Annotated in this window: 19 protein-coding genes; 14 read left to right on the plus strand and 5 right to left on the minus strand. The window is 58.1% G+C overall.

Annotated elements, in window-relative coordinates:
- Positions 1-134 precede the first annotated feature (134 nt).
- Together NH395_RS07220 and NH395_RS07225 are read left to right on the plus strand one after the other, a co-directional pair.
- Entirely contained in the window at positions 135-584 is a 450-nt protein-coding gene (locus tag NH395_RS07220) for a hypothetical protein (RefSeq protein ID WP_253023556.1), read from the plus strand.
- Positions 585-822: 238 nt separating this feature from the next.
- The gene (locus tag NH395_RS07225) at positions 823-1,143 is read left to right on the plus strand and encodes a hypothetical protein (RefSeq protein ID WP_253023558.1); all 321 of its coding nucleotides are present in this window, start codon (positions 823-825) and stop codon (positions 1,141-1,143) included.
- 383 nt (positions 1,144-1,526) lie between these two features.
- Here the strand turns inward: NH395_RS07225 and NH395_RS07230 are convergent, their stop codons facing one another.
- Positions 1,527-2,273, minus strand: a complete 747-nt coding sequence (locus tag NH395_RS07230; RefSeq protein ID WP_253023560.1) for an SDR family oxidoreductase — start codon at positions 2,271-2,273, stop codon at positions 1,527-1,529.
- Positions 2,274-2,430: 157 nt separating this feature from the next.
- Between NH395_RS07230 and folK the strand changes: the two genes are divergently transcribed.
- Complete coding sequence (folK, locus tag NH395_RS07235; protein WP_253023562.1) at positions 2,431-2,874, plus strand: 2-amino-4-hydroxy-6-hydroxymethyldihydropteridine diphosphokinase; 444 nt, start codon at positions 2,431-2,433, stop codon at positions 2,872-2,874.
- 77 nt (positions 2,875-2,951) lie between these two features.
- On the plus strand, positions 2,952-3,773 hold the full coding sequence (locus NH395_RS07240) for a flagellin (protein WP_290443731.1): 822 nt from the start codon (positions 2,952-2,954) through the stop codon (positions 3,771-3,773).
- A gap of 4 nt (positions 3,774-3,777) precedes the next feature.
- Here NH395_RS07240 and NH395_RS07245 read toward each other — a convergent pair whose 3' ends face one another.
- A complete protein-coding gene (locus NH395_RS07245) occupies positions 3,778-5,337 on the minus strand; it encodes a BCCT family transporter (protein ID WP_253023563.1) in 1,560 nt (519 codons plus the stop codon).
- 178 nt (positions 5,338-5,515) lie between these two features.
- Positions 5,516-6,268 carry a DUF481 domain-containing protein gene (locus NH395_RS07250; RefSeq protein WP_253023565.1) on the minus strand — a complete coding sequence of 251 codons (753 nt, stop codon included), beginning with the start codon at positions 6,266-6,268 and terminating at the stop codon, positions 5,516-5,518.
- A gap of 120 nt (positions 6,269-6,388) precedes the next feature.
- Between NH395_RS07250 and NH395_RS07255 the strand changes: the two genes are divergently transcribed.
- The 10 genes from NH395_RS07255 to urtE all read left to right on the plus strand — a co-directional run bounded on the left by NH395_RS07255 (position 6,389) and on the right by urtE (position 18,184).
- Positions 6,389-8,086, plus strand: coding sequence for a sensor histidine kinase (locus tag NH395_RS07255; protein WP_253023573.1), 1,698 nt, complete (start codon positions 6,389-6,391; stop codon positions 8,084-8,086).
- A 58-nt stretch (positions 8,087-8,144) separates the two neighbouring features.
- Positions 8,145-8,876, plus strand: a complete 732-nt coding sequence (locus NH395_RS07260; RefSeq protein ID WP_253023574.1) for a response regulator — start codon at positions 8,145-8,147, stop codon at positions 8,874-8,876.
- Between the two features lie 287 nt (positions 8,877-9,163).
- Entirely contained in the window at positions 9,164-10,108 is a 945-nt protein-coding gene (locus tag NH395_RS07265; RefSeq protein ID WP_253023682.1) for a tripartite tricarboxylate transporter substrate-binding protein, read from the plus strand.
- Positions 10,108-10,560 carry a tripartite tricarboxylate transporter TctB family protein gene (locus NH395_RS07270; protein ID WP_253023575.1) on the plus strand — a complete coding sequence of 151 codons (453 nt, stop codon included), beginning with the start codon at positions 10,108-10,110 and terminating at the stop codon, positions 10,558-10,560. The genes NH395_RS07265 and NH395_RS07270 overlap by 1 nt, the downstream gene beginning before the upstream one ends.
- Entirely contained in the window at positions 10,560-12,086 is a 1,527-nt protein-coding gene (locus NH395_RS07275; protein WP_066320872.1) for a tripartite tricarboxylate transporter permease, read from the plus strand. The genes NH395_RS07270 and NH395_RS07275 overlap by 1 nt, the downstream gene beginning before the upstream one ends.
- Positions 12,087-12,417: 331 nt before the next feature.
- Positions 12,418-13,758 carry an urea ABC transporter substrate-binding protein gene (urtA, locus tag NH395_RS07280; protein WP_253023576.1) on the plus strand — a complete coding sequence of 447 codons (1,341 nt, stop codon included), beginning with the start codon at positions 12,418-12,420 and terminating at the stop codon, positions 13,756-13,758.
- A 204-nt stretch (positions 13,759-13,962) separates the two neighbouring features.
- Positions 13,963-15,501, plus strand: coding sequence for an urea ABC transporter permease subunit UrtB (urtB, locus tag NH395_RS07285; protein WP_253023684.1), 1,539 nt, complete (start codon positions 13,963-13,965; stop codon positions 15,499-15,501).
- A 6-nt stretch (positions 15,502-15,507) separates the two neighbouring features.
- Positions 15,508-16,641, plus strand: coding sequence for an urea ABC transporter permease subunit UrtC (gene urtC / locus NH395_RS07290; RefSeq protein ID WP_253023584.1), 1,134 nt, complete (start codon positions 15,508-15,510; stop codon positions 16,639-16,641).
- A complete protein-coding gene (urtD, locus tag NH395_RS07295; protein WP_092824650.1) occupies positions 16,638-17,474 on the plus strand; it encodes an urea ABC transporter ATP-binding protein UrtD in 837 nt (278 codons plus the stop codon). Before urtC ends, urtD begins: the two co-directional genes overlap by 4 nt.
- Positions 17,474-18,184 (plus strand): urea ABC transporter ATP-binding subunit UrtE, encoded by a 711-nt coding sequence (urtE, locus tag NH395_RS07300; protein WP_253023586.1) that lies wholly within the window; start codon positions 17,474-17,476, stop codon positions 18,182-18,184. Before urtD ends, urtE begins: the two co-directional genes overlap by 1 nt.
- A gap of 16 nt (positions 18,185-18,200) precedes the next feature.
- On the opposite strand, the gene NH395_RS07305 is transcribed toward urtE, so the two are convergent.
- Both NH395_RS07305 and NH395_RS07310 read right to left on the minus strand, forming a co-directional pair.
- Positions 18,201-18,665 (minus strand): RES family NAD+ phosphorylase, encoded by a 465-nt coding sequence (locus NH395_RS07305; protein WP_253023588.1) that lies wholly within the window; start codon positions 18,663-18,665, stop codon positions 18,201-18,203.
- On the minus strand, positions 18,662-19,111 hold the full coding sequence (locus NH395_RS07310; RefSeq protein WP_253023590.1) for an antitoxin Xre/MbcA/ParS toxin-binding domain-containing protein: 450 nt from the start codon (positions 19,109-19,111) through the stop codon (positions 18,662-18,664). The genes NH395_RS07305 and NH395_RS07310 overlap by 4 nt, the downstream gene beginning before the upstream one ends.
- Positions 19,112-19,288: the final 177 nt, after the last annotated feature.

A 19,288-nucleotide genomic window follows, 5' to 3' on the forward strand; every position in this document is an offset into this window, starting at 1 on the left:
GGCGCGTAGCGCCTTGATCGTCGCTGCTCCGCCCGAAGGGGAAGTCTTGTCTGCTTTGAGGGCACACCCCAGTGGCTTGTTTGTGATCGCAATGAAGCGGTCAGGCAACTGGAAAAATCCCAGTTGGAAGTGCTGTGTCGGAAAGCGCTCTTGAGCGGCGACGCCAACAAGCGGCCCTGCAGCAGCAGGCCCTCGAAGCACGTGAAGGCCGAGCTGCAGCGATGACGCTGAACTTGCGCAACTTTTTAAGCTCCATTAGTCTGTACATTTACAATGCACACATCACAGCATCATTTTTCAGTAAATTGGAAGTGATTACTGAGGTGTATGAAGCACTTTCGTACATTCCGTATGTTAGTGAAATTAGGAGCAAAACCATGAAAACTCACTACAAGATCCCGCGCACTGTGCTTGCGGCTGGTAGTGTCATGGATATCTGGCCAACTGGAGATTACTCGCAGCACATGCCGAAAGGTACTGCTCAGGATCGTATTGGCCAACATTGGGCCAATGCTGGCTCTCATCTGTATAAAGCGGTAAGCGATTATCAGAAGCGGGTGCAGCATGCCGGATCAACCCGATAAAGACTAATCAGTCGATAGCCATTCCGACACTAATAAGCATGTTGAACTAGCAGATGGGGAGCTTGATTCAGACTCTGAGCTTGATCGCCTTGTTGCTAAACTTGAACGAGGCAACCTGACTCAAGAGCAACAGCAAGAGCTCTCTAGACATCTACAAATCGAGCCAGCAAGAGAGCAGCACCTACATCAACGTGTCAGGCAAACAAGCTTCAGTGGCCCGTTGCCTCATCCAGACATCTTGAATCAGTTCGATGAAGAAACCCGCAAAACCATCGTTCAGATGGCAGTTGATGATCAGAAACACGTTCACGAAATGAACAAAACTGGCCTTTCCGGTAGTATTTTGAAGGACCGGAGAGGACAACTGTGTGGCGTCACCATCGCGGTTGTGGGGTTGATTGCAGCAGTTCTGATCGCTCCCTACAGCGCTTTTGCAGCGGGAATCATTGGTACTCTCGATTTGTTCGGCATGGTGGCGCTGTTTGTCGCTCCTCGCGTGCTTGAGGGACGGCGTAACAAAAAAGCCGTTGAAGACGATGAGTCACAAGACGCTGAGTAGAAAATTAAATTGTCCGTTTTTAAAGCCCCGTTTTGACGGGGCTTTTGCTTTGTGTGCCAGGCATGGCGCGTAGCGCCTTGATCGACGCTGTTCCTGGTAGGGGCAGGATGACTTAGGGGAAGTCCCCTGCACGTCCGGCAAGGGCAAGTGCTGGATCAATGAATACGCCGCCGCTTACGCGGCCAGATCTGGCGGCAATGGAAGCGCCTAACTACCTGGCATCGGAAACTTCGGGAGCTATGGCTGGATAGGTGTCGTGTTTGGAAATCGGCAGGCAATGGGCGATGCCCCTAGTGGAATGTGCGGGGCATCACACATGACCCAAGCCCTGCCGAGAAAATGGTTCAGTCATCAGGAGCTGACCCCGGTACTCAATAGGGGTATTACCCTGGGTAGTTTTCCGAGTGACGCCCTTCCACATTGATCGACTCGCCGCCGTCGACAAATAGAATCTGCCCGGCGACAAAGTCGTTGTTGAGCAGGTAATGCAACGCCTGCACGAGATGGTCGGGCTCGCCTTGCTGCTTGACGGGAATCCCGTCGATGCGCCAGTCAATGTAGTCACTGGTACGCTGGGACGCAGGCAGCACGACACCGGGCGCGATGCCGTTCACTCGAATGCGCGGGGCAAACTCCAGCGCCGCCATGCGGGTCATCTCCGCCAGGCTCTTTTTGGACAGCAAATAGGCGGCGTAGGGGTATTGGTGGTAGGCCACCTTGTTGTCGATAATATTGACGACCTGGCCTTTGTCGACCGCGCTGGCAAAGTGCCGGGTTAACAGCAGCGGAGTAAACAGGTTCACCCGGAACTGGGTTTCCAGCATCGCCAGGTCGGTCTCGGCAAGAGGCGCGGGTGTATAGGCGGAGGCACTATTGAGCAGAACACTTAGCTGAGGGAATCGCTGTGTGACCCGTTCTATCAGTTGGCCCACATCGTCGTGCAAGAAATCACAGCTGAATAGCCCGCAAGCCCGACCTTTTGCGCGGATGCCTTCGGCGACTTCCTCTGCCTCATCCCGGGAGTGGTTAACGTGCAGCGCGATATCATAGCCCGCGGCGGCCAGTGATTCGGCGAAATGACGTCCCAGGCGCGTCGCGCCGCCGGTGACCAATGCGGCCGGTGTACTCATTGAACAATCCTCGTCGTGGTAGGGTGCTTAGTCTGTGTAGGATGACACGACTGTCTGCGTGAGGGCAGCGTTTGTCAATAAATTGTACAGCACTTGCACAAACGGTGTGGAGCGTTAGGCTAGTAGCCAACGGTGCCCCAATCAAGGATGGATAGCCATGTCTCAGTCACGCTTGTATGCCCACCCCGATACTTCGCTTCACGAATGCGTCATTTCGTTGGGTTCCAACATAGAGCCCGAGCGCCACGCGGCCGAGGCGTTGGCAATACTTGGCCAGGAGTGTGAACTGGTTGCCCGCTCCCGCGAGATCGTTACCACCCCGGTGGGCTATCAAGAGCAGCCCAACTTTCTCAACGCCGCCCTGCTGGTACGCACTCGCCTGTCGATGGTTGACTTTCGCGACTACCTGAAAAGTGTGGAAGACCGTCTGGGGCGCGTCCGCGGCCCGATCAAATCGGGGCCGCGGACCATGGATCTGGACATTGTCGCCTGGGATGGCGAGCTGGTGGATGAGGGCTATCTTGACCACGATTACGTGCGGGTCCCCGTTGATGAACTGCTGGCGAACAGTGGCCGCACCCCCACCTCTCAAAAGTGTTAATGATTTTTGCTTCCAGGCCGATAATCTTCTTGAAGCCGCCAATCAATCGGGCGGGCTAACTTCCCTGGAGGCGTGCGTTGCTCAGCCTTAATACCAATTTGATGTCGCTAATCGTGCAGAACAATCTGCGCGGCAGTCAGCAGGCTATGCAGACCGCAATGCAGCGCCTCTCTTCCGGGCTGCGCATCAATAGCGCCAAGGACGACCCAGCGGGGCAGGCGATTGCCAACCGGATGACGGCGCAAATCAAAGGCATGACCCAGGCAATCCGCAATACCAATGATGGCATCTCCATGGTGCAGACAGCGGAAGGCTCGCTCAATCAGATTAACGACAACCTGCAACGCATCCGTGAGCTGAGCGTTCAGGCAGCGAACGGCACTAACTCTTCCGACGACCTTGTCTCCATCCAAGACGAAATCGATCAGCGTTTAGAAGAGATTGACCGCATTGCCGGGCAGAGTAATTTCAACGGCATAGGACTGATAGACGAGTCAAAGTCGTTAAACATCCAGGTGGGGGCTAACGATGGCAGTAGCATCGCAGTACGTTTTGAAGGGATGGGGTTGCAGGCCCTTGGCCTGGAAGGCTTTAGCGTGCTTGATGATGGTAGTGCCACCGAAAAGCCGCTAGCTACCCTGGATGACGCTATCAAGGGCGTAGACCGTCAGCGCAGCTATATGGGCGCCGTGCAGAATCGCTTTGAAAGCGTGATTGACGGGCTTAACACCAACATAATCAACACGTCCGCCGCCCGGTCGCGCATCCAGGATGCCGATTACGCCAAGGAAGTTTCAAATCTGGTGCGCGCCCAGATCCTTCAACAGGTGGGCATCGCCATTCTGGCCCAGGCCAACCAGCAGCCGCAGATGATCCTGCGGCTGCTGGAAGGGCTCTAGCGGCTCACTCAATAATACCCTGCTCACGCGCCATAGCATAAGCCGCCTTGGGGCCATGCCATAACGTGGGCAACAGGATCAGCGACACGGGAATGGCGGTGATCACGATAAATTGCTGTAGCGCGCTGATCTGTCCGGCACCCATGTTGAGCAATATCGCCGCCATCAGGGCCATGGCGATTCCCCAGAAGGCGCGAATGTAAGGGTTGGGGTCATCATGACCGGCACCCACAACGGCGATGGCGTAGCTCATCGAGTCGCCGGTAGTCGCCACAAAAATGGTCGTTAACAGCAAGATCGCCAACGCCATCCAGGTGCCGCCGGGGAGCGCTTGCGCGACGGTCAGCGTGGCCACGTCAAACTGGAAGTTATTCAGCGCTTCGGTTAGTTCGATGGCACCGCTCAGTTGATAGTAGATGCCCGACCCGCCGAGCAGGGTAAACCACACGCTGGTGGCAATCGGCGCGATAACGGCGACGGCGACAATCATCTGGCGAATGGTGCGGCCACGGGAAATGCGCGCCACGAAAATGGCCATCAGCGGCGCATAGCCGATGAACCAGGCAAAGAAGAACACCGTCCACCACTGCATCCACCAGTCGGGCGCGGTGTCCGCCGTCGTGGTTGCCATGGTGAAGAACTCGCTCACATAGGTGCCCATCCCTGCCACATAGCTGTTGGTCAGGAACAGGGTCGGGCCGAATATAAAGATGACGGCACCAATCGTGAGCGCCAGCAGGACGTTGAACCGGCTGAGTAATTGAATGCCTTTATGGACACCGCTCATCGAGGACAGTACGTAAATGCTGCCCAGCGCCGCAAGAATGATCAGCTGGCCGGTATAGCCTTCCGGCAGGCCAAATAGCTCATGCAAACCAAAACTCACCTGTGTCGCCAGGAAGCCGATCGGGCCCACGGTGCCTGCCACCAGGGCGATCACGCAGCAGGCATCGATAATGCCGCCGAGCGGCCCACGTAGCAGGCGCTCGCCAAATACAGGATACAGCAGGGTGCGCGGCTGAAGCGGTTGGCCTTTCACATAGTGAGCATGCGCCAGCACCACCGCCGAAAGTGACCCGAGGACTGCCCAGGCCAAAAATCCCCAGTGGTTGAACGACTGGGCGAGTGCGTTCGCCACGGCTTCTGGTGTGCCCGCCTCGCTGTCAAAGGCGGGAGGAGTGACCACAAAGTGGTAGATCGGCTCGCCTGCTGCGAAAAACACCCCACCCCCGGCCAGCAAGGTGCACAGAATGATCGATAGCCACTTGAAAGTACTCATTTCCGGCGCATCGAGGTTGCCGATTTTGGCATTGGCGGCGGGGGTAAAGGCCAGGCCAATGGCAATGAAGAAGGTGGCGATCAGCAGAAGCTGAAAATAGGTGCCAAAGACGCGTGCCGTCCAGGCGAAGCCGGTACTGATGCTATTGGCGACCAGATCGACGTCGTAAAGCGATAGGCCAATAAAGGCCACGATAAAGCCGATGCTGAGCAGCAGCACCAGCGGGTCACCGAGGGCGCGTAGACCACTGCGTGGCACTGCGTCTTGAGTTGATTGTGTCGTCATGAGAGTCCGTTTTGTGGGTGGGCAAGCAAGATGGTCTGTCAAACTTAACAGCTTGCCGCGTTGAAAAGTGGGCGCAAAAAAAAGCGCCATTCATGGAATGGCGCTAGGACAGGAAACTGTGTGCATTGTATCGTCTTTATAGACCAACGTCTAACGCCGATTGCTGCATTTTGGTGCATTACCAGTGAAAAAGCAGCGACGCGCTGGTGGTGGTGTCGCTGCGCTTGTCGGCATCGTCGGGTGGCTCTGAATTGTGTTTGATTTCGTGGGAGAGGCGTAGCGAAAGCTTTGAATTCAGCCGGGCAGTCAGGGCGGTGAGCGAGCGGGAGGTGACATTCTGACGGGTATATTCCACCGACGCTTCCTGACGAATATCGGCGTAGTCGGCAAATTCCCAGCGATAATCAATGGCCGAATAGGCAACGCCCAGGCGTTCATTACCGTGTTCGCGAAGCCGGTCGTGGCGATAGCCCGGGCCGGCTTCCAGCGACAGCGTATGACGGTCGTTGTCGAGGATCTGCCGTCCGTAGCCGCCAATGGCGCTTAGCTGCTGGTCGTAACCGGCGAAGCGGTCTTTTTCCCAACGGGCAAAGCCAAACAGATAATGCGGCCCGCTGAAGTCGTAGCGTTCGCGGGCCGCGAGCAGGTACTGTTCGGCAGCAGTGTCGTCTTCCTTGCTGACGTGGCGCACCTCACCGCGCAGCGAGTGGGTCAGGTCGCCCGTCAACCATTGCAAGCGGGTTTTACCGATGAGTGTTTCACTGTTGGTATTGCCCGTCAGGCGGTTGTAGCCCAATTCAGAGTCGCCGCTGAAAACGGGGGTATCGTCGGACGGAGGGTCAGGGGCGTAAAAGGGGCTGGCAACGGCTGACGCCCCCCAAAGAACACCCAGCAAAATGACCAATCCATTTGCCCAGTCCTTCGCTAGCATACCGCTCTCCCTGATCTGGCAGTGCAAGGCCTGTTGCCTGTCAGGCCCCAAAGCGGCGAAGTTTAACGCCCTCTGCGTGCGCATGCCATAATGAGGCCGTTACCGCTTGTGAGTACCGTCATGCCATCCTCCCGCCCGAACAAAACATTAGCTGAGCTGCAGCGCTGGCGTCGAACGCGCTCCAGGCGGCGCTGGTACAAGCGCAGCTTTCGCCTTCAGGTCATGCTGCTTGTCGGCCTGTTGCTGGCGGGCATGCTATTGGCACAAGGCACCTACCTGAATCACCGTAAAGCCGAGATCATCAGCACGCAAATGGGGGAGCGGGCCCTGGCGGTGGCCAAAACGGTGGCCTCGATGCCCGAACTGATCGATGCCTTTGACGATGAAAATCCTGCCAGCGTGATACAGCCGCTGGCTGAACGCGTGCGTCGCGAAACCGGCGCGCGGTACGTGGTGGTCGGCAATAACCAGAGCGTGCGCTATTCGCACCCGGTACCCGAGCGCATCGGCCTGACCATGGTGGGCGGCGATAATGCCCGGGCGCTTGAAAACGGCGAGTCCTATGTGTCGGAAGCGACCGGCACCCTGGGTTCCGCCATGCGCGGTAAAACCCCAGTGCGCGATGAAGCAGGCAATATCATCGGCATCGTCTCGGTTGGTTTCATGCTTGACCGCGTCGCAATGGACATCGCCCGCTATAACAGCCTGGGCTGGACGCTGGTGGCGCTGATGATCGTGCTGGGGTTTGCCGGTGCCTACTGGCTTTCACAGCACCTGAAACGCGTTATTCTAGGCTTGGAACCCTACGAAATTGCCCGCCTGGCGATCGAGAAAGAGGCCATTCTGCAATCGATACACGAGGGTATCCTGGCGGTGAACCGCGAAGGCCAGATTACGCTGGTGAACCAGCAGGCTCGGTGGTTCCTGGGGTTGGCCGACGAACATATTCTGCTTGGCCAGCCGATCCGCGAGGTGGTTCCCAACTCGAGGCTCCAGGAAGTGCTCAAGTACGGTCAGCAGGAGTTCGACCAGCAAATGTGGCTGGGCGATCATCCGGTGGTGGTGAACCGCGTGCCGATCATCCACGAGGGCGAGATCGAGGGGGCCGTGGCGACGTTCCGCAGCCGCCGGGAAATTGTCGATCTTTCCCAGGCGCTGACCCAGGCCAGCCGGGATGTCGACATGCTGCGTGCCCAGGCGCACGAGTTTTCCAACAAGCTCTACACTATTTCCGGCTTGCTGCAGCTCGAACGCATTGATGAAGCGCTGACGCTGATTCACCAGGAAACCAAGCGCGCTCAGGCGCAGATGAGCTTCTTGATGCGTCACGTCGCCGATACCGTTTTGAGCGGCACCCTGATGGGTAAACTGACCCGAGCCAGGGAGCTCGGCGTGACGCTTGAGATTGACGAACAAAGCTCTCTTGGCTGTCCGTTAACCCCCACCGGGCAGGAAGTGATGATGAGCGTGGTGGGCAACCTGTTGGATAACGCCTGTCATGCGGCCTTGCATGGGCCGAACGATCCACCGCGTGTGCGCTTGTTTTTCACCGACCTGGGCGAGCAGTTGCTCATTGAAGTGGAGGATAACGGGCCCGGCGTTATTCCTGACCATGTCGAATCGATTTTCAGCGAGGGCTTCTCGACGAAATCCGGCCAGCATCAAGGGCTGGGCCTTGCGCTTGTGGCACGGCTTTGTCGCCAGCATGGCGGCACGGTCACCCTGGAAGACAGCGAGCTCGGTGGTGCCTGCTTTATCGCGGTGCTGGACCGCTCACTATGTGCCGACGTTGAGGCTTCATCGTCCGTGATAAGCTAAGCGGCGCGGATTCTAACAATGATAACTAATGGCCTGTAATTCGGTTAAAGGAAGCCTTATGTCGGCGCACGAGTACGGTATTTTGGTGGTAGAGGACGACTTTCGCATTGCCGATATCCACCGCGCTTTTATCGAGCAAAGCGAGGGTTTTCATGTTGTCGGCATGGCCCGCAACGCCGCTGAAACCAATGCCCTGATGGCCGAGCAAGGCCAGCACGTGCAGTTGATTTTGCTGGATGCTTATCTGCCCGATGTGGAAGGGCTGGAGCTGCTTTGGGCACTACGTCGCGATTACGTCCAGGTGGATATTGTCATGGTGACCGCTGCCCGAGAGGTGGATACCATCAGCGAGGCACTGCGCGGCGGCGTTTTTGACTACCTTATCAAACCCATAGAAGCCGGTCGTATGCAGCAGATGCTGGCGCGTTTTCGCCGTGAGCGCGAGGCATTGGCGAGTCGCGCCGAGATGAATCAAGCCGAGCTTGACCAGGTGCTGGCTCGCGCAAAGCCCGTTGAACCCAATGCCCCCAGTGGGCGAAGCCTGCCAAAAGGTATCGACCGTCTGACGTTACGGTCGGTGGTTGAAGCGCTCAAGCAAGCGCATCAGCCGTTGGCTGCCACCCAGGTGGCACGGGGGATGGGCGCAAGCCGTTCCACCGCGCGCCGCTATTTAGAGTTTCTGGTCTCAGTGCAAGTGGTAGACGCCGAATTGGGCTATGGTGATGTAGGGAGACCAGAACGCCGCTATCGTTTGCGGGCCGATGCCAACGCTTGGCTGGCGGGCCTTTAATCAGGTGCTTAAACTAAGTCCTTGAAACAAGCGCTGTAACACCAGCCATTCAAGACAAGCCCTTTTGCGCCGTGAACAAAATGAACACAATGCGCGGAATGAATTTTTTGTGCTTAATGTTCACAAGCTTGTCACACGGGTCTGCCTTCTTCTAACGTTCACAGCGTGAAGCGCTATGCATCAAGACAACACGCATCACTACAACAACAGATCAAAACGTGGAGAACGCTATGACTTTCAAGTCTTCCTTGAAGTACGCAACGCTGCTGGCTCTGCCGCTGGCCGCGATGACGACTTTTTCCAGCACTGCCGCTGCCTTCGAACCGGAAGGTAAAGTCGAGTGTATCGCCCCCTCTGACCCGGGCGGCGGCTGGGACTTTACCTGCCGTAGTGTCGGTAACGTGCTCCAGGAGCTCGACCTGGTGTCGGGTAACGTTCAGACCATCAATATGGCCGGTGCCGGTGGCGGCGTAGCCTACGGTCATACCATCAGCAAGCGTGCCGGGGATGAGGAGCTTCTCGTCGCGGCGTCCACGGCCACTACGACCCGCCTTGCTCAGGGTCAGTTCCCTGACATGACCGCGGACATGGTCAACTGGATCGGGGCGCTGGGCGCTGACTACGGCATCATCGCCGTATCCGCCGATTCCGAATACGATGACCTCAATGAGCTGATGGATGCCCTTAAAGAGGATCCACGCAGCGTGAAGTTTGCAGGCGGTAGCGCCAAAGGCGGCTGGGATCACCTCAAGGTATTGATCGCGGCTCAGGCGGCCGAGGTTGAGAACCTGCCCCGCATCGCTTACCTGTCTTACAACAATGGCGGCGAAGCACTGACCCAGGTGATCGGCGGCCACGTTGAAGCGTTCACCGGTGATATTACCGAGGCTCAAGGTTTCATGGAGTCGGGTGATCTCAAGGTACTCGCGGTACTGTCGGAAGAGCGCCTGCCCGGCGACCTGTCCGATATCCCCACCGCACGCGAGCAGGGCATTGATGCGCTGGGCCCCAACTGGCGCGGCTTCTACATGCCGGCGGATATCTCTGACGAGGCCAAGCAGTACTGGGTCGATGCCATGGATACCATCTATGCCAGCGACGAGTGGAAGAGCGTCATGCAGCAGAATGGCCTGATGCCTTTCCACATGAGCGCCGGTGAGTTCGAGACCTTCGTTAAAGACCAGATCAAAGATATCGAAGAACTGTCCACGGATATCGGGCTGATTCAGTAATGGTTTTCAACGATCGTATCTTTGGGATCCTGATGATCGTCCTGGCCGTCGCGTACGGCTGGGGCGCCACCCAGTTTCCAGAACCGTTTGGTGGGTCCGAGGCCGTTGGCCCCGATACTTTTCCTCTTTTACTGGCCGTCGTCCTGGGGTTGTCCAGTCTGTACATGGTCGTGCGGCCGGACCCGGATAATGCCTGGCCATGGAGCCGTACGGGTATCGAGCTGATCGTTGCGGTAGTCGTGCTGATCCTGTATGCCATGTTGCTGCAACCGCTAGGCTTCATCATCAGTACGGCCCTGGCTGTGGGCACCCTCTGCTGGCGCATGGGTTCACGTCCGCTCAAGGCCTATATCACCGGAGCGGTTTCCGGTGTGGTGGTGTATCTGGTATTCAGCTATGCCCTCGATCTGGCGCTACCGCTAGGCATATTGTCGTTCTTGGAGGTGGGCTAATGGAAACGCTTGGCTTCTTGATGGACGGGTTTGGCGTCGCGCTGCAGCCCCATAACCTGATGTTTGCGCTGATCGGTGCCTTTTTGGGCACCTTGATTGGTGCCTTGCCGGGCCTGGGACCGGCCAACGGGGTGGCGATCCTGATCCCGCTGGCCTTTACCCTCGGCCTGGCGCCGGAAACCGCCCTTATCATGCTCACGTCGGTGTATGCCGGGGCGATGTATGGCGGGCGTATTTCCTCGATACTGCTCAATATTCCCGGTGACGAACCGGCGATGATGACCTGTCTCGATGGCTACCCGATGGCGCAACAGGGCAAGGCGTCCGAGGCGTTGGCGATCTCTGCCGTGGCGTCCTTTATCGGTAGCCTGGTGGCCACCATAGGCCTGATTATATTGGCCCCCTTGTTGGCAAAATTCGCCTTGACCTTCGGGCCTGCCGAGTATTTCGCGCTGTTCCTGTTGGCTTTCGCAACCCTGGGCGGTATTACCGGCAAGAATCCGATGAAGACCGTGGTGGCAGCCGCCATCGGCTTGATGATCGCCACGGTGGGTATCGATTCCACCGGCGTGCAGCGCTTTACCTTTGGAACGCTGGAACTCTACGAAGGCGTGGATTTCATCATAGCCATTGTGGGCCTGTTCGCCATTTCCGAGCTGTTGTTCTTCATCGAAGAAAAGGCCGGTGGTGGCAAGGAAAAAATGGCGGTCAACAAGCTCTCGCTCAAGTGGAAGGATATCCGTGAGATCCTGCCTTCGAGCTTGCGTGGCGGGGTACTGGGTTTCATCGCTGGCGTACTGCCGGGTGCCGGTGCGTCGCTGGGTAGCTTTATCGGCTATACCCTGGAGAAGAAAGTCGTCGGCAAGAAAGGCTACTTCGGCAAGGGGGATCCACGCGGTGTCGCAGGTCCCGAGGCCGGTAACAACGGCGCTTCAAGCGGCGCGCTGGTGCCCATGTTGACCTTGGGTGTGCCGGGTAGCGGGACGACGGCGGTGTTGCTGGCGCTGTTGATTTCGCTGAACATCACCCCCGGCCCGCTGATGTTTACCCAGAACGCCGATATCGTCTGGGGGGTGATTGCTGCCCTACTGGTGGGTAACTTCCTGCTGCTGATCCTGAATATTCCGATGGTAGGGATCTTCGTCAAGCTGCTGTCGGTACCACCCATGTACCTGTTGCCGATCGTTACCATGATTGCCTTTGTCGGCATCTACTCGATCAGCAATACCGTCTTCGATCTCTACTTCATGGTGATCTTTGGCGTTGCCGGTTATCTGTTACGCAAGCTTGAGATTCCCCTGGTGCCGATCATCCTCGGCCTGTTACTTGGGCCGGAGATGGAAAAGAACCTGCGCCACGCCATGGATATTTCCGATGGTGACTGGACCATACTATGGAACAGTGGCCTGGCCATTGGCCTTTGGGTATTTGCCGGTCTGGGCTTGATCCTGCCCTATATTATTGGGCCCATCCTGCGCCGCCGGATGCGTAATCCTATTGAAGAGGGGACGTCTGGCAGCGATTAATCCTGGAAGGGAGCCATCGACCCTGGAAGAAACGGGGCGTCGACGAGAGTCGGCGCCCCGTTTTTGCACGGTCGCAGTGCATTGTGCGCCAGTGGTGCGTGATCAGCGTGCGCTCGCCAACAGAAGCCGCGCTATTTTGGTGCTTCCGGCCTTTTTTGGGTTTTTTAGACTTATCTTAAGTTGCTGATTGTGCGCTTATAAGTTGCTTATGTGCCAATCTGGCGCAGCCCTTGCAAATTGTTTGTTGCTAGTGGACGTATACCAGCCTTTGCTGCTTGGCATACGACGCCAATAAACGAGCCCCCAGCATAAGGGGTGCAAGGAGATTCAAGTGACCACTTTCCTACGCAAGACACACCCAAAGACGTCTCGAGTGTTCTCAACTGCCCTGCTAACCGCCGCTGTGATGGGGGTCAGTACCCAGGCCATCGCGCAAGACGAAGACCCTATCAAGGTCGGTATCCTGCACTCGCTATCAGGCACCATGGCTATCAGCGAAACGGTTCTTAAAGACACCGTCGAGATGCTGATCGAACAGCAGAACGAAGCGGGAGGTCTGCTTGGCCGTGATATTGAAGCGGTGGTGGTCGACCCTGCCTCTGACTGGCCGCTGTTTGCCGAGCGCGCCCGTGAGCTGCTTGAACAGGACGAGGTCGACGTCATTTTCGGTAACTGGACCTCCGTATCGCGTAAATCAGTACTGCCCGTGGTGGAAGAGCTGAACGGTCTGCTGTTCTATCCGGTGCAGTACGAAGGTGAAGAGTCTTCCGAGAACGTCTTTTACACTGGCGCCGCCCCCAACCAGCAGGCGATCCCGGCCGTCAACTACCTGCATGACCAGGTCGGCGTCGAGCGCTGGGTGCTGGCGGGTACCGACTACGTCTATCCGCGTACGACCAATCGCATCCTTGAAGCCTACCTGAAAGAAGAGTTTGGCGTGGCCGATGAAGACATCATGGTCAACTACACGCCCTTTGGTCACTCCGACTGGCAGAACATCGTGTCGGAAATCGGCCGCTTCGGCAGCGAAGGCAAGAAAACCGCCGTGGTATCCACCGTTAACGGCGATGCCAATGTGCCGTTCTACCGTGAGCTTGGCAACCAGGGCATCGATGCGGCCGATATTCCCGTTGTCGCCTTCTCGGTGGGCGAGCAGGAACTCACCGGGATCGATACCGGACCGCTGGTCGGCCACCTGGCAGCCTGGAACTACTTCATGAGCGTGGATACCGATGCCAACTACGACTTCATCGACGCCTGGCTTGAGCATACCGGCGAAGACAACGCCGTGACCAACGACCCGATGGAAGCCCATTATATCGGCTTCAACATGTGGGTAGAGGCTGTCCAGAAAGCCGGTACCACCGATGTGGATGCGGTTAAAGATGCCATTATCGGCGTGACCGTGCCCAACCTGTCGGGCGGTTCGGCCGCGATGATGCCCAACCATCACATCACCAAGCCGGTAATGATCGGGGAAATTCAGGACAACGGCCAGTTCGCCGTGGTGTGGGAAACCCCGTCGACTGTGGCCGGCGATGCCTGGTCGGACTACCTGCCCGGTTCGCGTGATTTGATCAGCGACTGGCGCAAGCCCATGGAATGCGGCAACTACAACGTGGCGGAAAACCGCTGCATGGGTAGCGATGCTGAAGAAGCACTGGCCGAGTAAGCCCGTGTCAGGGGCGGTGCAAGCCGCCCCTTGTTTGTTCCGATTACCTTATTCATCTACCCAGGCGATGTCTCGTTTGAGGCAACGCCTGGGGCACGCCACTCGAAGGATTCACCCATGAGGATGCCTTGCTATTCGTGGACGGCACGCGTCATGCCAAGGATCGTCACCTGCTTGCTCATCAGCCTGCTGGCCTGGTTGCCCATGGCGGTTCAGGCGCAGGAAGACGATGGTCAAGCGCTTCTTGAAGCACTGGATACCCGCTCATTCGACGACAAAGCCATGGCCATCAACGCCATTATCGAAAGCGAGCAAGAGCGCGCTGACGTCTGGTTACAGGCCCTGCTGGACAGTGATCTGCAACGGCTGAAAGACGATGGGCGTTTTGTCATCGCGCTGGAAACGACGGGCCTGGACGTCACCATTGAAGATGCCCTGACCGGGGAAGCCATGGGCGAGGTCAGCCGCCGCGACCTGGATCGGTTGACCATCAACAACGCACTACGCACCCAGCTGCGCTCGGCGATTTCGCTGGTCGAACTGTATAACGGCGATCAAGAGGCGCGCTTGGACGCGGCGAAACGGCTGATTGGCGAGGTTGAGGAAGCTCAGGTCGAGCCGCTCACCAACCGGCTGGAAAACGAACCCTCGGCCGCGGTACGCGATCGGTTGAATCAGGCGCTGGCGGTCTATCGCCTCAACCAGGGCGACGTCGAGGCCGTCGAGGTGCTATCGGGCAGCCTGAACAGTAACGTTCGGGTGGCGTTGAGCCGGGCTGCCCAATCGGATGACCCGCTGGTAGCCGACGCTGCCACCGCCGCCCTGGCCGATATCGAGCAAAACCTTAAAATCAACCGCGCCGCCGAGACGCTCTACTTTGGCCTTTCCATGGGCTCGGTGCTGGTACTGGCGGCCATTGGCCTGGCGATCACCTTCGGCGTGATGGGCGTGATCAACATGGCCCACGGCGAGCTGATCATGCTGGGTGCCTATACCACCTGGGCGATGCAGCAACTGCTGCCCGGCCAGCCGGGGCTGGCGCTGATACTGGCGATTCCGGCCGGGTTCATGGTGTCCGCCCTGGCGGGGGTGGCGATCGAGCGTGGCGTGATTCAGTTCCTGAAAGGCCGCCCGCTGGAGACATTGCTGGCTACGTTCGGTGTCAGCCTGATTCTTCAGCAGCTGGTACGCACCTTGATCTCACCGCAAAACCGCACGGTGATTACGCCGGAGTGGATGAGCGGTTCGCTGGTGGTCAACGACGCCCTGTCGCTAACGCTTAACCGGATGTATGTGCTGGGGTTTGCGCTGGTGGTGTTTGCGGGCCTGATACTGATCATGCGCCACACGCGGCTGGGGCTTGAGGTCCGTGCGGTCACCCAGAACCGCAACATGGCCCGCTCAATGGGCATTCGTGCCACACGCGTGGATATCATGACCTTTGCGCTGGGCTCCGGCGTGGCCGGGCTTGCCGGTGTGGCACTCTCCCAGCTCACCAACGTTGGCCCCAACCTCGGCCAAAATTACATCATCGACTCCTTCATGGTGGTGGTGTTCGGCGGCGTCGGTAACCTCTGGGGTACGCTGGTGGCGGGCATGTCGCTGGGTATTATCAACCAGGTGCTGGAACCCTGGGCGGGAGCGGTACTGGCCAAGATTATCGTGCTGGTATTCATCATCCTGTTTATTCAAAAGCGCCCCCGCGGACTCTTTCCGCAGAAGGGCCGGGCGGCGGAGGGCTAATCGATTATGTGGCTAACACGACCCTTCAACGAACGCTCGACGCAGATCTTTCTGTTGATTCTGACCGTCGCGGTCATTGCCGTGACGGTGCTCCACCTGGCAGTACCCGCCGGGCACCCGCTGTACGTATCGGGCTATACCGTCGGGCTACTGGGCAAGTATTTAACCTACGCGCTCCTGGCCGTTGCGGTGGACCTGGTTTGGGGCTATCTGGGGATCTTGAGCCTGGGGCATGGCGCCTTTTTCGCCATTGGCGGCTACGCCATGGGCATGTACCTGATGCGTCAGATCGGCGATCGCGGCACCTACGGCGACCCCATCCTGCCCGACTTTATGGTCTTCCTGAACTGGGACAGCCTGCCCTGGTACTGGTACGGCTTCGACATGGCCTGGTTTGCCTTTGCCATGGTGTTGATAGCACCGGGGCTGCTGGCGCTGGTGTTTGGCTGGCTGGCCTTTCGTTCGCGGGTCACCGGGGTGTATCTGTCGATCATCACCCAAGCGATGACCTTTGCGCTGATGCTGGCGTTTTTCCGCAACGAGATGGGCTTTGGCGGCAACAACGGCCTGACCGACTTCCGCGAGTTGCTGGGCTTTGATCTGCGCAGCGAGGCCACCCGGCTCGGCTTGTTCATTGCCTCCGGCGTGGCGCTGGCGCTGGGCTATGTAGTATGCCGGTCGATTGTCGGCAGCAAACTCGGCCGGGTGTGCGTGGCAACCCGCGATGCCGAGGCGCGAACGCGCTTTCTTGGCTACCGGGTCGAGCGTTTCCAGCTGTTCGTGTTTGTTGTCTCCGCCATGCTGGCGGGGGGCGCCGGGGCGCTCTACGTGCCCCAGGTGGGGATTATCAACCCCAGCGAGTTCGACCCGATTTTCTCCATCGAGGTGGTCCTGTGGGTGGCGCTGGGGGGGCGCGCCTCGCTTTACGGCGCGGTAATCGGCGCGGTGCTGGTGAACTATGCCAAAACCGTGTTTACCGGGGTCATGCCCGATGCCTGGCTGTTTGCACTGGGCGGTCTGTTCGTGTTCGTTACGGTGTTCCTGCCCAAAGGGGTCGCCGGACTGCTGGGCCATTTGAAGCGGCGGCGAGACGATGAGCCAACGGCATCAGAGACGCCGGACAAGGAGGCAACCGCATGAGTTTTTTCCAAGCGCTTACCGAACGCGACCGGGTGTTCGACTTCATGACGCCCCAGGCCTCAACGGTCGACGTGCGCCACGGTCCGATTCTCTACATGGAAGACGTCACCGTCAGCTTCGATGGGTTCAAGGCCATCAATAAACTGAACCTGACCATCGACGATGGCGAACTGCGCTGCATTATCGGCCCCAACGGGGCGGGTAAGACCACCATGATGGACATCATTACCGGCAAGACGCGCCCCAATGAGGGCAGTGTATGGTTCGGCAGCCGTCATAACCTGCTGCACATGAACGAGCCCGAGATTGCCAGCCTGGGCATCGGGCGCAAGTTCCAGAAGCCCACGGTGTTCGAGGCGCTCTCGGTATTTGAAAACCTGGAACTGGCGATGGCGGCGGACAAGCGGATCATACCGACCCTCACCGCCCGCCTGACCGGCGAGGTCAAGGACCGCATTGACGAAGTGCTGGAGACCATCGGCCTGACCGCGCTGCGCTATCAACCCGCTGGCATTCTTTCCCACGGCCAGAAGCAGTGGCTGGAAATCGGCATGCTGCTGATGCAACGCCCGCGCCTATTGCTGGTGGATGAGCCGGTCGCGGGCATGACCGAGCAGGAAATGGAGCGTACCGCCGAGCTGCTCACCGGCTTAGCCGGTAAGCAATCCGTCGTCGTGGTCGAACACGATATGGGCTTTGTGCGGTCGATTGCCCGCCAGGTGACCGTGCTGCACCAGGGCAGCGTGCTGGCGGAAGGCACCATGGACCAAGTCTCCAGCGACCCCAGCGTGGTCGAGGTCTACCTGGGTGCCGATGACGAGGAGGCCGCCTGATGCTAGCCATTGAAAAGCTCAATCAGTTCTATGGCGAAAGTCACACCCTCTGGGACCTGGACCTTGAAGTGCCCGCCGGGCAGTGCACCTGCGTGATGGGCCGTAACGGCGTGGGGAAAACCACGCTGCTGAAAGCCGTGATGGGCGAGGTCGCGGTAAAAAGCGGCGCCTTGCGCTACTCAAGCGGTGAGGCGGGCGAGATCGAGCTGACCCAGAAAGCCGTTGAAGAACGCTCTCGGCTGGGCATCGGCTATGTGCCCCAGGGGCGACAGATATTTCCGCTACTTACCGTGGAAGATAATCTGCGAACGGGCCTTGCCGCGCGCCGTGATGGGGTGAAAAAAATCCCCGAGCGGGTCTATGAGCTGTTCCCGGTGCTCAAGGAAATGAAAAACCGCCGCGGTGGTGACCTTTCTGGCGGCCAGCAGCAACAGCTGGCCATCGGCCGCGCCCTGGTCATCGAACCCAAGCTGTTGATCCTGGATGAGCCCGGCGAGGGCATCCAGCCTAATATCGTCTCGCAGATCGGCCAGGTGATTCGCCAGTTGATCAACGAAGATGGCCTGACAGTGCTGTTGGTTGAGCAGAAGCTGCCGTTTGCCCGCAAGTACGCTGACCGCTTTGTGATCATGGATCGTGGCCGCCCCGTGGCAAATGGCGATATCGGCGAGCTATCCGATGAACTTATCCAGCAGCATTTGACGGTTTAAGTTATCCACATCCGGTTCAAAGTCTTGGATCGGGTTGGAAGGGCAGCACCTCGGCTGACGCGACGATTCGATCAAATAAGGGGTGTGCCGGGTTGAGCATGTAGTTCAGCTCTCTCGGCACCACCACGCTTGGCACTGCAAGTGCCAAACTTTGGCCAGACGCCAGCCAGCCATCACCCAGTTCGGCGGTCTCTGCGGGCGCTGGGGCTTCTTGCCAGTTTTCCGGCAAATCTTCCGTTCCAACGCTTAGGATGCTCTCGGCGGGTAGCGTCAGGCGCAGCAGCGCATAGGTATTAAGCAGTCGATAGCTTTCCAGATGCACCATAATTTCCAGCAGCGCCAGCGACTCGGAACTCGCCACATACACACAGGCTTTACCGGGGCTGTTCCAGCGACCGCCATAAAGGCGCGCTCCCTCACCATCGAAAGCAATGTCCTGAAACTTGCGCTTAACCAGCCGATAGGCGGCAACCTCGCTCATGCCGAGACTCCGTGCTCCAGACGCCCAATCAGGTTAAGCACCGTTTGATATTCCGCTGATGTAGCGCTCATTTCCACGGGGCGGCGCCCGCCTAGCCCGGCATTGGGTTTAAGTAACCAGGCACGGGCACCCTCGGCGTCACCCTCGAACAGATCCAGTGCCGCTTTGAAGAGCTCAGCAAAGCGATACAGCCGGTCGCTCTCCGCCATCTTGAAGCGCCCGGACTTGGCGCGACGGCTCAGCGTGGCAGAGGGTATGTCGACGTAGCCTGCCAGTGCCTTCTGCTCGATACCCGATACCTTTGCCAACCGGGGATAAACTCGGTATTCCACGCCTTGATGCAACAGCTCATGCAGCTTGCGCCCCCTGGCAGGGAGCCCTAGCTGTTGCCAGAATCCGGAGGCCACTGCTTTTGGAGGCTGATATTGCGTGAAGTGGGTATCCATGGCGAACTCCCATTTGATAAACTTAATATATATCAATTGATATATATGCTGCTTGGGCTCTCGTCAAGTAATACATGTGATAAAGAAAGTGTGGTTTATCACGACTAGCCGCTTGTTAAAGGGATATCCGCTACTTGACCCGTTTATCTGGCTGAGTCGTCGGTAATATGAATGCAT

This window comes from Halomonas sp. Mc5H-6 (assembly GCF_024124705.1).
GTDB classification, from domain to species: Bacteria; Pseudomonadota; Gammaproteobacteria; order Pseudomonadales; family Halomonadaceae; genus Vreelandella; species Vreelandella subterranea.

Excerpts from the sequence above, each read along its gene's own strand:
- NH395_RS07250 (WP_253023565.1), bottom strand. The coding sequence starts at position 6,268 with ATGCTAGCGAAGGACTGGGCAAATGGATTGGTCATTTTGCTGGGTGTT.
- urtB (WP_253023684.1), top strand. The coding sequence starts at position 13,963 with ATGGCGGTTCAGGCGCAGGAAGACGATGGTCAAGCGCTTCTTGAAGCA.
- NH395_RS07260 (WP_253023574.1), top strand. The coding sequence starts at position 8,145 with ATGTCGGCGCACGAGTACGGTATTTTGGTGGTAGAGGACGACTTTCGC.
- NH395_RS07310 (WP_253023590.1), bottom strand. The coding sequence starts at position 19,111 with ATGGATACCCACTTCACGCAATATCAGCCTCCAAAAGCAGTGGCCTCC.
- urtE (WP_253023586.1), top strand. The coding sequence starts at position 17,474 with ATGCTAGCCATTGAAAAGCTCAATCAGTTCTATGGCGAAAGTCACACC.
- NH395_RS07255 (WP_253023573.1), top strand. The coding sequence starts at position 6,389 with ATGCCATCCTCCCGCCCGAACAAAACATTAGCTGAGCTGCAGCGCTGG.
- NH395_RS07275 (WP_066320872.1), top strand. The coding sequence starts at position 10,560 with ATGGAAACGCTTGGCTTCTTGATGGACGGGTTTGGCGTCGCGCTGCAG.
- folK (WP_253023562.1), top strand. The coding sequence starts at position 2,431 with ATGTCTCAGTCACGCTTGTATGCCCACCCCGATACTTCGCTTCACGAA.
- NH395_RS07230 (WP_253023560.1), bottom strand. The coding sequence starts at position 2,273 with ATGAGTACACCGGCCGCATTGGTCACCGGCGGCGCGACGCGCCTGGGA.
- NH395_RS07245 (WP_253023563.1), bottom strand. The coding sequence starts at position 5,337 with ATGACGACACAATCAACTCAAGACGCAGTGCCACGCAGTGGTCTACGC.
- NH395_RS07305 (WP_253023588.1), bottom strand. The coding sequence starts at position 18,665 with ATGAGCGAGGTTGCCGCCTATCGGCTGGTTAAGCGCAAGTTTCAGGAC.
- NH395_RS07265 (WP_253023682.1), top strand. The coding sequence starts at position 9,164 with ATGACGACTTTTTCCAGCACTGCCGCTGCCTTCGAACCGGAAGGTAAA.
- urtD (WP_092824650.1), top strand. The coding sequence starts at position 16,638 with ATGAGTTTTTTCCAAGCGCTTACCGAACGCGACCGGGTGTTCGACTTC.
- NH395_RS07270 (WP_253023575.1), top strand. The coding sequence starts at position 10,108 with ATGGTTTTCAACGATCGTATCTTTGGGATCCTGATGATCGTCCTGGCC.
- urtC (WP_253023584.1), top strand. The coding sequence starts at position 15,508 with ATGTGGCTAACACGACCCTTCAACGAACGCTCGACGCAGATCTTTCTG.